Origin of the sequence: Mycobacterium sp. UM_CSW (assembly GCF_000455205.1) — a bacterium.
In the GTDB taxonomy this organism is placed as follows: Bacteria; Actinomycetota; Actinomycetes; order Mycobacteriales; family Mycobacteriaceae; genus Mycobacterium.
In genome coordinates this window covers 17609-31209 of sequence record NZ_AUWQ01000048.1, presented here as the reverse complement: position 1 = coordinate 31209, position 13601 = coordinate 17609, and the positions used below count along the sequence as shown (strand labels likewise).

Genomic DNA, 13601 nt, shown 5'->3' with positions numbered 1-13601 from the left:
GTTGCGGGCCGCTATGGAGGGGGCGCCCCGGGCGGCGGCGGGGGCGCCAGCAGCGGAATCGTGATCGGCGGCAGGCCGGGAATCTCGACCACCTGCGACCCCACCACCGGTGGCGCGCCCTCGGGCGGTGGCGGTGGCGCCGGCGGGATGCCGTTGCTGACCTGGATCGTGATGATCGAGCCCGGGATCGTCTGGCCGGACGGCGACGTCCCGACCACCTCGCCCGCCTTTGCGCTGCTGTTCACCGAGTTGGTCTGGTCAGCGACCGGGAAGCCGGCCTCCTTGATGCGCTGGCGGGCCGCGTCGACGTCCAGGCCGGTGACGGCCGGCACCCGGGACGCCGGGGACCCCTCGACGTAGCGGGGATCGGTCGGGGGCAGCTTCACCTCGCCGAAGTTGTTCGCGATCGGTTTCATCGCGGTGAACCAGGTGCGCGCCGGCTCGTTTCCGCCGTAGAGGTCGCCCTCGCCGCAGTGACGCAGCGGGGCGGAGCACAAATCCGTCGGGTTGGGTGAGTCGTCGTAGATGTAGTTGGCCGCCGCGTAGTGGCTGGTGAAACCGACGAAAGCGGAGGATCTGTGCGCCTCGGTGGTGCCGGTCTTAGCGGACACCGGCAGGTCCCAGCCCGCCGCGCCGGCCGAGCCGGCCGCCGTGCCGCTGCCCACGGCGTCCTTGCTCATCGCGTTGGCCATCGTGTTGGCCAGGCCCTCGGGCACCACCTGATCGCAGGTCTCGGTCGTCACAGAGACCTCGTTACCGTTGCGGTCGATCAGCTTGTCGATCGGGTTCGGCGGGCACCACACGCCGCCGGAGGCCAGGGTGGCCGCGACGTTGGACAACTCCAGCGCGTTCAACTCGATCGGGCCGAGGGTGAACGAGCCGATGTTTTGCCGCTTGACGAAGTCGGCCAGGCTCTCGTTGCTGTCGCGGTTGTAGTCGCGCGCGGTGCCGGGATCGGCGTAGGAACGCAGCCCGAGCTTGATCGCCATGTCCACCGTCCGGGTCACGCCGACCTGCTGGATCAGCTTGGCGAACGCGGTGTTCGGCGAGGTGGCCAGCGCGTCGGTCACGTTCATCGAGCCGCGGTAGTTACCCGCGTTGACGACGCACCAGGTGTCTTTCGGGCAGCCCTTGGCCCCGCCGCTGCCCATGCCCTTGGCCTGGAACCGGCCCGGCACCTCGAGCGTGGCGTTGATGCCCATGCCCATGTCCAGCGCCGCGGCGGTGGTGAAGATCTTGAAGACCGAGCCGGCGCCGTCGCCGACGAGGGAGAACGGTTGCGGTCGCATCGTCTCGCCGGCGTCGAGGTTCAAGCCGTAGGTGCGGTTGCTGGCCATCGCCATCACGTGGTGGGAGGTCTTGCCCGGCTCGATGACGCTCATGACGCTCGAGATGCCCGGCAGGGTCGGGCTCGCGAACTTGTCGATGGCCGCCTTGACCGGGATCTGCACGTCCGGGTCCAACGTGGTGCGGATCAGATAGCCGCCCCGGGCCACCTGTTCCTTACTGATCCCCGCGCGCGACAGGTACTCCTGGACGTAGTCGCAGAAGAAGGCGCGGTCGCCGGCCGCGATGCAGCCGCGGGGCAGCTCGTTGGGTTGGGGCAGCACGCCCAGCGGCGTGGCCTTCGCGGCGCGCAGGGCGTCGGCCTCCTGGGGCAGGTTCTCGATCATGGTGTCGAGGACCAGGTTCCGTCGGGCCAGGGCGCCGTCGGGGTTGGTGTACGGGTTGAGCGCGCTGGTCGACTGCACCATGCCCGCGAGCAGGGCCGCCTGCTGCCAGTTCAGGTCCGAGGCGTTGATGCCGAAGTAGGTCTGGGCCGCGTCCTGCACACCGAACGAGCCGTTCCCGAACGACACCAGGTTCAGATAGCGCGTCAGGATCTCGGGCTTGGTGAAGGTCTTGTCCAGCGTGAGCGCCATCCGGATCTCGCGCAGCTTGCGCGCCGGGGTGGTTTCGACCGCGGCGCGCTTCTCGGCGTCGGTCTGGGCGGTCACCAGCAGTTGGTAGTTCTTGATGTACTGCTGTTCGATGGTCGACCCGCCGCGGGTGTCGACGTCGCCGGACGCATAGCCGGCCAGGCCCGTCAGCGTGCCCTTCCAGTCCACCCCGTTGTGGTCGGCGAAGCGCTTGTCCTCGATCGAGACGATCGCCAGTTTCATGGTGTTGGCGATCTTGTCGGTGGGCACCTCGAAGCGGCGCTGAGAGTAAAGCCACGCGATGACGTTGCCCTTCTTGTCGACCATCGTCGACACCGCGGGCACCTCGCCCTGCGTCAGTTGGGCGGACCCGTTGGCGACGACTTCAGAGGCCCGATTGGACATCAGCCCGATCCCGCCCGCGAGCGGAAACATCAGGGCCGTGGCGACGACGCTGGCCAACAAACAGCACCCCGCGAGCTTGAGAACCGTGAGCGCGGCCGGGGGGCGGTCTGACATGCGTTCTAGGGTAGCCGCCCACGCTCACCTGGCCACGCCACGAGTTGGCCCAATGCCCTCGCGCACCGTGACCAGCGAACTTACGATGGGGCCCGGCAAAAAATTTTCGGTTCCGTCACGGGTCAGCCACCGAGGTGAAGTGCGCGGGGCGCCGCTCGGCATTATCCTTTTCGCTAAGGCTGCACGGCCGTCCCAAAAAAAGCGTTATCAGACTGTTGCGCAATTGCCACCTGACCACCTAACTTAGACACACGGTGAGATTCAGATAACACCGATTTGCATGGTGTGGCGTAGATCGCAGCAAGGGTCTGCACCCGAGGAGGGCGGCCGCGACAAGCGGTCGGAAGGAAGGGAACAGCTCGTGTCAGGTTCACGGCCGGCCGCACGTCGAACGAACATCGCGGCTGCTCAGGGCGTATTGCGCAGTGTCGACGCCGAGGAACGGATCGCATGGGTTTCGAAGGCGCTGTGTCGGACCACTGACCCCGATGAACTGTTCGTTCGGGGGGCCGCCCAGCGCAAGGCGGCGGTGATCTGCCGCCACTGCCCGGTGATGCAGGAGTGCGGGGCGGACGCGTTGGACAACAAGGTCGAGTTCGGCGTGTGGGGCGGCATGACCGAGCGCCAGCGCCGAGCCCTGCTCAAGCAGCATCCCGAGGTCGTGTCCTGGCAGGACTTCTTCGACAAGCGCCGCGGCCGCAGCGTCGGCTGACCCGGGGTTATTCAAGCACGCGCCCGGCTATCGCGGGCGGCCCCGAACTAACGGTTCTGAAAATAACTGTTTTCGTGATTACATTAATGTTACAGCCTAAGCGGCACTCTTAATTGGAATGTGTTCAATATACAACTGGCCCGTGTCTAATACGAGCTCGCTTGTGTCCAATAGGAATTCGATAGCAACGAATCGCACGGCGCCGACCGGTCATGGCTCGTGTCAAATAGCTTCCGCAAGCGTCTGACCGGCGTGTGCCCAACAGAATGATTCGCTCACCGAGCGCGTGTTTCAGCCGCTCGCCGCGCGGGCCGCCTCGTCGCCGGGGGCGGTGATCTGATCGGCGAGCGCCCGCAGCGCGTCGAGATCGGAAACGTCGAACGGCAGCGACGGAACCCCGATGACCGGCACATGCGGGTGGGCGCCGGTGAACCGGGAGAGCAGCCTGATCTCGCGTTTGGCGGTTTGCGCCCGGTCGGCGTGGATCTTCAGCACGGCGGAAGCCAGCGCGGCGGCCTCGGAATCGGAGGCGTCGAGCGTCTCGCTTCCGTCGATGGCCCGTTCGACCGGCAGCGAGCACAGTGTCGGGTGGGTGCGGTTGAGGACCAGCCCCGCGAGCGGCATGCCCTCCTGCGACAGCCGGTCGACGAAGAAGGCCGCCTCGCGCAGCGCGTCGGGTTCGGCGGCCGACACCACTACAAACTGCGTGCCGCGTCTCTTCAGCAGCGAGTAGGTGCGGTCGGCCTTTTCCCGCCAACCGCCGAAGGTCGATTCCAGTGACTGCACGAATGAACCGATGTCGCTGAGCAATTGGGAGCCCATGATCGTGGACATGCCCTTCATTGCCAAACCCATTGCGCCGGTGACCAATCGGCCGATGCCGCGACCGGGTGCGAGCAGCAGCCGCCAGAGCCGGCTATCCATGAAGCTGCCCAACCGTTTCGGCGCATCCAGGAAGTCCAGCGCGTTGCGCGACGGCGGGGTGTCCACGACGATGAGGTCCCAGCGGTCCTGGCTCAGCAACTGGCCGAGCTTCTCCATCGCCATGTACTCCTGCGTGCCGGCAAGCGACGTGGCGACCGTCTGGTAGAACTGGTTGTTCAGCAACGCCTCTGCCCGCTCAGGGCCGGAGTACTGCATCACCATCTCGTCGAAGGTGCGGCGCATGTCGAGCATCATCGCGTGCAGCTCGCCGGGTACTTCGGGCGCCAACGGCACCCGCTGCGGGGTGTTGCCGAGGTCGTTGACTCCGAGCGCCTGCGCCAGCCGCTTGGCCGGGTCGATCGTCAAAACGCATACCGTGCGGCCGTATTCGGCGGCGCGCAGCGCCATCGCGGCTGCGGTGGTCGTCTTTCCCACCCCGCCGGCGCCGCAGCACACCACCACCCGATTGGATCGGTCGGCCAGGATCGCGGCCATATCAAGGGTTTTCGTCGTGACGCTCATCGGACCCCCTGCTGCGCAAGTGTTTCCGACAGCTCATACAGGCTTCCGAGGTCGATGCCATCGGAAATCGCCGGCAGCTCCAGCCGCGGGACCTTCAACGCGTCGAGTTGCTGCGCCGTCTCGGCGCGTGCGGTGATCCGGGTCGCGTGCTGAATGGTCTCGGTCAGCAGGCCCGCAAAGTCGGTGTCGCCGAGCTTGATTCCCGCCATTTCAAGGCCGGCCCGCACGGAGTCCGCGTCCACGTCCCCTTCGGCGGCCTTCGCCAGATCGCGCGGCTCCAGGAACGACGGGATGTTGCGGTTCACGATCACGCTGCCGATCGGCAGCTCCATCTCGGCGAGCTCCTCGATGGCCTCGAGCGTTTCCTGCACCGGCAGCGCCTCCAGCAGCGTGACGAGATGGATGGCGGTCTGATCGGAGTGCAACAGCTTCACCACACCCTCGGATTGCGAGTGCACCGGCCCACCCTTGGCCAGGTCGGACACCGCCTTGGTGACGTCGAGGAAGCGCGCGATGCGGCCGGTCGGCGGCGCGTCGACGACCACCGCGTCATAGACCGGGTTCTTGGCCCCCTTTTCGAGGCGGACCACCGACTCCTTGATCTTGCCGGTGAGCAGCACGTCGCGCAGGCCGGGCGCGATCGTCGTCGCGAACTCGATGGCGCCGATGCGTCGCATCGCCCGGCCCGCGATGCCCAGGTTGTAGAACATGTCCAGGTATTCCAGGAACGCGGCCTCGATGTCGATCGCCAGCGCGTTGACCTGCCCGCCGCGCTCGGCGGTGGCGATCTTGACCTCCTCGTAGGGCAGCGGCGGGACGTCGAACAGTTGCGCAATCCCTTGGCGGCCTTCGACTTCGACGAGCAGGACCTTGCGGCCGCCCGCCGCCAGCGTGAGGGCGAGCGCGGCCGCGACCGTCGACTTACCCGTCCCGCCCTTGCCGGTTACGAAATGTAAGCGCGCCCTCGACAAGCGGGCGGGCCAGCCGACGGAACTGCCGCCGTTTCCAGTGGATGCCACCTTCGCATGCTAGCCCGGCCGCCGCACCGCCCTTGGGCTGGCCAGAGCCCTGGAAAGCTGACCGATAAGCTCGCGTCATGAGCCAACCCATCGCATGGGAATACGTCACGGTCCCGCTGCTGACGCACGCCACCAAACAGATCCTGGACCAGTGGGGCGCCGACGGCTGGGAGTTGGTGTCCGTGCTGCCAGGGCCCACCGGCGAGCAGCACGTCGCGTATTTGAAGCGCCCCAAGTAGAGATGAGCGCATCGGCCCGGCTCGGGCAGCTCGGCCTCACGCTTCCCGAGGTCGTTGCGCCGTTGGCCTCGTACGTTCCCGCGGTGCGGACCGGCAACCTGGTCTACACCTCGGGTCAGCTGCCGGTGCAGGGCGGGAAGCTCCCGCGGACCGGCAAGGTCGGCGCCGAGGTCAGCCCCGAGGACGCCAAGTCGCTGGCGCGGATCTGTGCGCTCAACGCGTTGGCGGCCGTGCATTCGCTGGTGGGCATCGACGCCGTCGCCCGGGTGGTCAAGGTCGTCGGGTTCGTCGCCTCGGCTCCGGGTTTCAACGGGCAGCCCAGCGTCATCAACGGGGCCTCCGACCTGCTCGGCGAGGTGTTCGGTGACCAGGGCGCCCACGCGCGCTCGGCGGTCGGGGTGTCGGAGCTGCCGCTGGACGCGCCGGTGGAAGTGGAGCTGATCGTGGAGGTCGGCTGACGGCCGTGACCGAGACCGCCGAGTCGCTGACCCATCCCGCATACGGCAGGCTGCGGGCGGTCACCGACACTGCCTCGGTGCTGTTGGCCGACAACCCGGGCCTGATGACGCTGGAGGGCACCAACACCTGGGTGCTGCGCGGCCCGGGCAGCGACGAGCTGGTGATCGTGGATCCCGGCCCCGACGACGACGAGCACATCGCCCGGATCGCCGCGCTCGGCCGCGTCGCGCTGGTCCTGATCAGCCACCGGCACGGCGACCACACCGACGGCATCGACAAGCTGGTCGAGCTGACCGGGGCGACGGTCCGGTCCGCCGGCAGCGGATTCCTGCGCGGCCTCGGCGGTCACCTGACCGATGGCGAAGTGATCGATGCGGCCGGCCTCAAGATCAAGGTGATGGCGACGCCCGGCCACACCGCCGACTCGCTGTCGTTCTTGCTCGACGATGCCGTGCTGACCGCGGACACCGTGCTGGGCCGCGGCACCACCGTCATCGACAAGGAGGACGGCAGCCTGGCCGACTACCTGGAATCGCTGCGGCGGCTACGCGGTTTGGGCCGACGCACGGTGCTGCCCGGGCACGGCCCGCAGCTGGCCGACCTGGAATCCGTCGCGTCGGGCTACCTGACGCACCGGCACGAACGCCTGGAGCAGGTGCGCGCCGCGCTGTGGGATCTCGGTAACGAGGCCACCACGCGCGAGATCGTCGAGTACGTCTATGTCGACGTCGACGAGAAGCTCTGGGACGCGGCCGAATGGTCGGTGCAGGCGCAGCTGGACTACCTGCGTACTCGGTAGCGCGAGCAGACGCAAAAGCCCCTTGTCGCTCGGCGTGTCGGGGGCTTTTGTGTCTGCTCGGCGGGGGAATTCAGCGGGCGCGCCTCGCGAGCCTCTCGGAGTCTGAGATCAGCACGCTCTTGCCCTCCAGGCGGATCCAGCCGCGGTGGGCGAAGTCGGCCAGGGCCTTGTTGACCGTTTCGCGCGAAGCGCCCACCAGTTGGGCGATCTCCTCTTGGGTGAGGTCGTGGGTGACCCGCATCGCGCCACCCTCCTGGGTGCCGAACCGCTGGGCCAGCTGCAGCAGCTGCTTGGCCACCCGGCCGGGCACGTCGGTGAAGATGAGGTCGGCCAGGTTGTTGTTGGTCCGCCGCAGTCGTCGGGCAAGGACCCGCAGCAGTTGCTCGGCGATTTCCGGGCGATCCGCGATCCACGCCCGCAGCGCGTCGCGGTCCATCGACACGGCCCGAACTTCGGTGATGGTGGTCGCGCTGGAAGTCCGCGGGCCCGGGTCGAAGATCGACAACTCGCCGAACATGTCCGACGGGCCCATGATTGTCAGCAGATTCTCGCGGCCGTCCGGCGACCGCCGGCCGATTTTGACCTTCCCCGAAACGATGATGTACAGCCGGTCGCCCGGTTCCCCCTCGGCGAAAACCGTGTGCCCGCGGGGGAAGTCGACGGGTTGCAATTGCTTGGTCAGCGCGGTGACCGCGCCGGGCTCAACCCCTTGGAAGATTCCTGCCCTTGCCAGGATCTCGTCCACCGTTGCCTCTTCAGCTTCCATTTGTGATACGGGCAGGCCAACCCTGCCCGTGTGACGTAAGTCTAGAGGTAGGCCAATTGTGTCCAACGTGCCACGCTACACACGATTGACGTGTCTAGTCCCCCTAAATTGCGGATTAACACGCGAACGGGCCCGTACCGGCGTCGGTAGACCGGCCTCATCGCGGTCACCCAAGGTGGTGGCAAACACCGGCTTGGCGTGCCGCGGTCCGATCGCCGGTTGCGCCGGCGGTGCATCCGCGGGCCGCAGGGCCTGGCGCCGGTGCAGGTATTCCAGCGCCTCCGGCATGCCTTCGCGGGCCAGCGTGTGCACGTCGACGGCCTCGGCGTACTCGAGGAATTCGTCGACATCGGTCACCGAGACGGTGTCATTGGACAGGTCGGATTCCAGCCGCCCCAGACCGAACGTCACGAGCATCAACAGCCCGGGAACGCACGCCACCAGCAACCATGACACAGGGAAAGTAAACATGGCTTAGGTCTCAGCCAGATCACGAAATCAGTACTCTGTCGTAGGTGACAGCGGCAAAGGCATCCGGACGTTCGAAGTCGACGCCTTCCGCGCCCGACGGTGTCGTCGCCGATCGCTGGTCCAAAGAGACGCGAGTGGGGTTGGTGCGACGGGCGCGGCGAATGAATCGCGCACTGGCGCAAGCGTTTCCGGACGCCCACTGCGAGCTGGACTTCACGACGCCGCTGGAGCTGACGGTGGCCACCATCCTCTCGGCGCAGAGCACCGACAAGCGGGTCAACCTGACCACGCCGGCGTTGTTCAAGCGGTACCGCTCCGCGCTGGATTATGCGCAAGCCGACCGCGACGAGCTGGAAAACCTCATCCGTCCCACCGGTTTCTTCCGCAACAAGGCGTCGTCGCTGATCGGCCTGGGGCAGGCCCTCATCGAGCGGTTCGACGGCGAGGTGCCCTCGACGATGGCCGAGCTGGTCACCCTGCCCGGAGTAGGCCGCAAGACCGCCAACGTCATCCTGGGCAACGCCTTCGGCATCCCGGGAATCACCGTCGACACCCATTTCTCGCGCTTGATGCACAGATGGCGATGGACCATCGAGAAGGATCCGGTCAAGATCGAGCACGCTGCCGGCGAGCTGATCGAACAGCGGGAGTGGACCATGCTCAGCCACCGCGTCATCTTTCACGGCCGCCGCGTCTGCCACGCCCGCAAACCGGCGTGCGGCGCCTGCATCCTCGCCAAGGACTGCCCGTCCTTCGGATTGGGCCCCACTGAACCGCTGCTCGCCGCGCCGCTGGTCCAGGGCCCGGAAACCGAGCACCTGCTGGCCCTGGTGGGGCTCTAATACCGGGGCGCGCGACGTTGACCCGGACAACCCGGTGGACCATCGCGATCCTGGCGGTGGTGGCGGCGTTAATCGCGGCGCTGGTGGCTTCGCTGCACGACGACTCGGCGCCGAGCGCGACGACCCAGGCGCCCGCCCCCCGCGAGCACCGCGACGCCGACACACCCGCCGCGCTGGTGGGTCCGCGCGAGCGCGCCAACCTGCCGCCGTGTCCCGCCGCGGGCGGCGGCCCCGGCCCGGCGGCGCTGCGCGGCGTCACGGTGGAATGCGCCGCCGACGGTTCTGCCGTCGACGTCGCCCGCGCGCTGGCCGGGCACCGGGTGGTCCTCAACCTCTGGGCCTATTGGTGCGCGCCGTGCGCGGCCGAACTTCCCGCGATGGCCGAGTATCAGCGGCGGGTCGGGGCGGACGTGATGGTGGTGACGGTCCACCAGGACGAGAACGAGACGGCCGGGTTACTGCGGTTGGCGGAGTTGGGTGTTCGGTTGCCGACGCTGCAGGACGGCCGTCGTCGGGTCGCTGCCGCGCTGCGTGTGGTAAATGTGATGCCTGCGACGGTCGTCCTCCGGTCGGACGGTAGCGTTGCGCAGATGCTGCCGCGGCCTTTCGCCAGTGCCGACGAGATCGCAGCTGCGGTCGGAAATGACGCGGGATAGGCAGATTGACTGGACCGAGGGAGGCGCCGGTGAGTTCAGTCATCCCGCTGATGCCCGACGTGTCTCCGCCTTGGTTGCGTCCGCTGGTGGACAACGTCGGTCAGATCCCCGAGGCGTACCGGCATCGGCTGCCGGCCGGGGTGCTGGCGATGGTGACCGCGTCCAAGGCGGCGGCATCGATGGCGTCATTGCTCGGTGACGACCGCGAGGCGGCGGTGCTGGTGTTGTTCTCGGGTCCCGAGTCCGGTCCGGCCGACGGCGGTGTGCCCGACGATGCCGACCTGTTGCTGACCGTGCGGGCCTCGACATTGCGCCACCACGCGGGCCAGGCGGCCTTTCCCGGCGGCGCCTCCGATCCCGGCGACGACGGTCCGGTGGCCACCGCGCTGCGCGAGGCGCAGGAGGAGACCGGGATCGACGTCAGCCGGCTGCGTCCACTCGCCACGATGGAACGGACGTTCATCGCGCCGTCGCGGTTCCACGTCGTCCCCGTGCTGGCGTACTCGCCGGACCCGGGGCCGGTGGCCGTCGTCGACGAGACCGAAACGGCGATCGTGTCGCGGGTTCCGGTGCGCGCCTTCATCAATCCGGAGAACCGGCTGATGGTGTACCGGGGCAATCTCGGCCGCCGCTGGGCCGGGCCGGCGTTTCTGTTGAATCAGATGCTGGTATGGGGATTCACCGGCCAGGTGATTTCCGCGGTGCTGGATGTCGCCGGCTGGGCCCGGCCCTGGGACACCACCAAGATCCTGGAGCTGGACGAGGCGATGATGTTGGTCGGCGACAAGGGCGGCCCCCGTCGATGAACATGAATTCGATGACACCGTCGCAGTGGCTCGACATCGCCGTGCTGGCAGTCGCTTTCATCGCGGCCATCTCGGGCTGGCGTTCGGGGGCGCTGGGCTCGCTGTTGTCGTTCGTCGGCGTGCTGCTCGGCGCCATCGCGGGCGTGCTGCTGGCGCCCCACATCGTCAGCCACATCGCCGCGCCCCGCGCCAAGCTGTTCACCGCGCTGTTCCTGATCCTCGCGCTGGTGGTCGTCGGTGAGGTGGCGGGCGTGGTGCTGGGGCGGGCCGTCCGCGGCGCGATCCACAGCCGCGCGATCCGAACCGTCGACTCGGTCATCGGCGTGGGCGTCCAGCTGGTGGTGGTGTTGACCGCGGCGTGGCTGCTGGCCACCCCGCTGACCCAGTCCAAGGACCAGCCCGAATTGGCCGCCGCGGTCCGGGGTTCGCGGGTGCTCGCGCAGGTCAACGAGGTCGCGCCGCCCTGGCTCAAGACGGTGCCCAAGCGCCTCTCGGCGCTGTTGAACACCTCCGGGCTGCCCGCGGTGCTCGAGCCATTCAGCCGCACCCCGGTGATTCCGGTCGCGTCGCCCGATCCGGCGCTGGCCACCAACCCGGTGGTGACGAACGCGGCGCCGAGCGTGGTCAAGGTGCGCAGCCTGGCGCCGAGCTGCCAAAAGGTGTTGGAGGGCAGCGGATTCGTGGTCGCGCCCGATCGGGTGATGACCAACGCGCACGTGGTGGCTGGGTCCAACAGCGTCCAGATCTACGCCAGCGGCAGCCCCCTCGACGCGACCGTGGTCTCCTACGACCCGTCAGTCGACATCGCGATCCTGGCCGTCCCGAACCTGCCGCCGCCGCCGTTGGCGTTCGCCCAGGGCGAGGCGAAAAGCGGCGAAAGCGTTGTGGTGCTGGGCTATCCGGGCGGCGGCAACTTCACCGCCACCCCGGCCCGGATCCGTGAAGCCATCAGGCTCAGCGGACCCGACATCTACCGGGATCCGGCGCCGGTCACCCGCGACGTATACACCATCAGAGCCAGTGTGGAGCAAGGCAATTCGGGCGGTCCGTTGATCGACCTCAACGGCCGCGTGCTCGGCGTCGTGTTCGGCGCCGCCGTCGACGACCCCGACACCGGCTTCGTGCTGACCGCCGACGAGGTGTCCAGCCAGCTCTCCAAGATCGGCGACACCCAGCAGGTCGCCACCGGCTCCTGCGTCAGCTGACGGGACGCCCGTACACCAGCTCGAGGAACTTCGTCAGGTGCCGGTTGATTTCCTCGGGCGCCTCTTCGTGGCTGAAATGTCCTGCGCCGGCGATAGATACGTAGCGGCCCTGGGGGGCGTAGCGCTGGGTGCGGTCCACCGGGTCGGCGAGCACGTACGGGTCGGCGTCACCGCGCAGATGCAGCAGTGGCAGGCCCAGCTGCCGGCTCATCGACTTCATGAACCGCCGGCCCTCGCCGCGCAGCTGGCTGCGCACCGCCCAGCGCTGGTATTCCAGCGCGGAGTGCGCGGCCGCCGGAATCCGAATGGCCGTCCGCATGTGCCGGACGGTCTGTGAAAAATCTTCGGACGCAACCCATTTAGGGCAGCTCCGGCTCCGGACGAGGCGCTCGATCTCCGCGGCGTCGTGCCGGGTCAGCAGCCGCTCCGGCCAGACGGGCAGCTGGTATTGCAGCAACGTCGGCAGCAGGGCATAGCCCTGGTCGCGCCGGGTCAGGGTGGAGCGCCGCAGCGCCGCCGGGTGCGGCGAGCTGATCAGCGCGATGGCGCGCACCAGTCGCGAATGCAGCAGCGCGGTGGCCCAGCAGGCCAGCCCGCCGTCGGCGTGGCCGACCAGCGTCGCCGACGAGTGCCCCAGCGCGCGGATGAGCCCGGCGGTGTCGCCGGCCAGCGTCCAGCCGTCGTAGCCGCGGGGCGGTTTGTCGCTGCCGCCGTAGCCGCGCAGGTCCACCGCGACCACGCGCGCCCCGGTCAGCCCGCGCAGCTGATGCCGCCAGGACCACCAGAACGATCCGAAACCGTGCAGCAGCATCACCAGCGGCCGCGCGGTAGCCGGCTGCGCGGGCGGAACGCCGTCACCTTGCCCCTCGGGCAGGGCTTCGACGACGTGGAATCGGATGCCGTTGGCGTGCACGTCGAGGTGCCGCCATGGCCCGTCGATGCGGGTGACCGACGGATCTGGTGCCGGCATCTACCAACCCGAGGGGTCCGCGGGCTTTTCGTGCCTGCCGCCGCCGGACTCGGTGAGCTCCTTCGGGCCCGTGGCGGCCTTCTCGTGGCCGGGGGTGAGCGCGGTGCGCGTCTCCTTGACCGATTCGATGGTCTGGCGCGGGCCGCGGATGCGACGGACCTTCAGGAAGCCCAACAGGCCGAGCACAGCGCCGACGACCACCATGATCCCGAACACGATCAGGAACGCCACCCAGCGCCACAGCCATTCGTCGAGCAGCTCGGCGAGGAAGAAAAAGAAGAAGAACGTGGAGTAGAACAGCACCACCAGCGCGGCGATGAAATAGACGCTGCCGGTCAGGCCCTTCTTGACGTCCCGGGTGATCTCGGATCGGGCCAGTTCGACCTCGGCGCGGACCAGGGTGGACATCTGCGCTGTGGCGTCTTTGATCAGGTCACCGATCGACGGCTCGGCCGGCTTGGCGTGCGGGTCGGCCAACGGGATCGTGGTCAGCGTGCTGGGCACACCGTTGTTGCGATCGTCTTTGCTCACGGACCGTCCTCTCGGTTCTCTCGTCGCGGTTCATGTTGCCATGCGGTGCGATGCCAGACGAGGCCAGCTGAAGGCGCCGCGGGACCGCGGAGTTCGGCGTCCGGACAGCGAAACGGCCGCCGCGGCGACGGGCGGGTCGATCCCCTTGAGCGGGAAAGGAATATGGCGGGGCACCAGGTTGCGTCGTCGCCGCTGGCGAATCCGCCACCCTGGCCGACTACACTGACCAGGCCGCTCAGGAT

The 13601-nt window shown here is 68.1% G+C and carries 15 protein-coding genes; 8 read left to right on the top strand and 7 right to left on the bottom strand.

Annotated elements, in window-relative coordinates; translation table 11 throughout:
• Positions 1–11: 11 nt before the first annotated feature.
• A complete protein-coding gene (gene ponA2, locus N415_RS17730) occupies positions 12–2438 on the bottom strand; it encodes a transglycosylase/D,D-transpeptidase PonA2 (protein ID WP_068184667.1) in 2427 nt (808 codons plus the stop codon).
• 361 nt (positions 2439–2799) lie between these two features.
• Here ponA2 and N415_RS17725 point away from each other — a divergent pair, with 361 nt between their 5' ends.
• Complete coding sequence (locus tag N415_RS17725; protein WP_066938055.1) at positions 2800–3150, top strand: WhiB family transcriptional regulator; 351 nt, start codon at positions 2800–2802, stop codon at positions 3148–3150.
• A 291-nt stretch (positions 3151–3441) separates the two neighbouring features.
• Here the strand turns inward: N415_RS17725 and N415_RS17720 are convergent, their stop codons facing one another.
• Both N415_RS17720 and N415_RS17715 read right to left on the bottom strand, forming a co-directional pair.
• Positions 3442–4596: an ArsA family ATPase gene (locus tag N415_RS17720; RefSeq protein WP_068184665.1), complete on the bottom strand. Its 1155-nt coding sequence runs from the start codon at positions 4594–4596 to the stop codon at positions 3442–3444.
• On the bottom strand, positions 4593–5615 hold the full coding sequence (locus N415_RS17715) for an ArsA family ATPase (protein WP_068184662.1): 1023 nt from the start codon (positions 5613–5615) through the stop codon (positions 4593–4595). The genes N415_RS17720 and N415_RS17715 overlap by 4 nt, the downstream gene beginning before the upstream one ends.
• A 77-nt stretch (positions 5616–5692) precedes the next feature.
• Here N415_RS17715 and N415_RS31555 point away from each other — a divergent pair, with 77 nt between their 5' ends.
• From N415_RS31555 to N415_RS17705, 3 genes are read left to right on the top strand one after another with little or no spacing between them, the layout of a single operon-like run.
• Entirely contained in the window at positions 5693–5854 is a 162-nt protein-coding gene (locus tag N415_RS31555; protein ID WP_073871548.1) for a DUF4177 domain-containing protein, read from the top strand.
• Between the two features lie 2 nt (positions 5855–5856).
• The gene (locus tag N415_RS17710; RefSeq protein ID WP_068184659.1) at positions 5857–6312 is read left to right on the top strand and encodes a RidA family protein; all 456 of its coding nucleotides are present in this window, start codon (positions 5857–5859) and stop codon (positions 6310–6312) included.
• Between the two features lie 5 nt (positions 6313–6317).
• Positions 6318–7112 carry an MBL fold metallo-hydrolase gene (locus N415_RS17705; protein ID WP_068184657.1) on the top strand — a complete coding sequence of 265 codons (795 nt, stop codon included), beginning with the start codon at positions 6318–6320 and terminating at the stop codon, positions 7110–7112.
• Between the two features lie 70 nt (positions 7113–7182).
• On the opposite strand, the gene crp is transcribed toward N415_RS17705, so the two are convergent.
• Both crp and N415_RS17695 read right to left on the bottom strand, forming a co-directional pair.
• Positions 7183–7857 (bottom strand): cAMP-activated global transcriptional regulator CRP, encoded by a 675-nt coding sequence (gene crp / locus N415_RS17700; protein WP_036465140.1) that lies wholly within the window; start codon positions 7855–7857, stop codon positions 7183–7185.
• Between the two features lie 96 nt (positions 7858–7953).
• Positions 7954–8349, bottom strand: coding sequence for a hypothetical protein (locus N415_RS17695; RefSeq protein WP_081665332.1), 396 nt, complete (start codon positions 8347–8349; stop codon positions 7954–7956).
• Between the two features lie 161 nt (positions 8350–8510).
• On the opposite strand from N415_RS17695, the gene nth reads away from it, so the two are divergent.
• Genes nth through marP form a run of 4 tightly spaced genes read left to right on the top strand, consistent with a single transcriptional unit; the run spans position 8511 to position 11858 of the window.
• Positions 8511–9191: an endonuclease III gene (gene nth, locus N415_RS17690; RefSeq protein ID WP_068184653.1), complete on the top strand. Its 681-nt coding sequence runs from the start codon at positions 8511–8513 to the stop codon at positions 9189–9191.
• Positions 9192–9208: 17 nt separating this feature from the next.
• The gene (locus N415_RS17685) at positions 9209–9847 is read left to right on the top strand and encodes a TlpA disulfide reductase family protein (protein ID WP_068184651.1); all 639 of its coding nucleotides are present in this window, start codon (positions 9209–9211) and stop codon (positions 9845–9847) included.
• A gap of 50 nt (positions 9848–9897) precedes the next feature.
• Positions 9898–10653 carry a CoA pyrophosphatase gene (locus tag N415_RS17680; protein ID WP_081665337.1) on the top strand — a complete coding sequence of 252 codons (756 nt, stop codon included), beginning with the start codon at positions 9898–9900 and terminating at the stop codon, positions 10651–10653.
• Positions 10654–10664: 11 nt separating this feature from the next.
• The gene (marP, locus tag N415_RS17675) at positions 10665–11858 is read left to right on the top strand and encodes an acid resistance serine protease MarP (protein ID WP_142282171.1); all 1194 of its coding nucleotides are present in this window, start codon (positions 10665–10667) and stop codon (positions 11856–11858) included.
• Here the strand turns inward: marP and N415_RS17670 are convergent.
• On the bottom strand, positions 11851–12828 hold the full coding sequence (locus tag N415_RS17670) for an alpha/beta hydrolase (protein ID WP_068184645.1): 978 nt from the start codon (positions 12826–12828) through the stop codon (positions 11851–11853). The two genes, marP and N415_RS17670, sit on opposite strands and share 8 nt — an antisense overlap.
• Positions 12829–13359 carry a phage holin family protein gene (locus N415_RS17665; protein WP_068184642.1) on the bottom strand — a complete coding sequence of 177 codons (531 nt, stop codon included), beginning with the start codon at positions 13357–13359 and terminating at the stop codon, positions 12829–12831. It lies immediately after the preceding gene.
• Positions 13360–13601 lie beyond the last annotated feature (242 nt).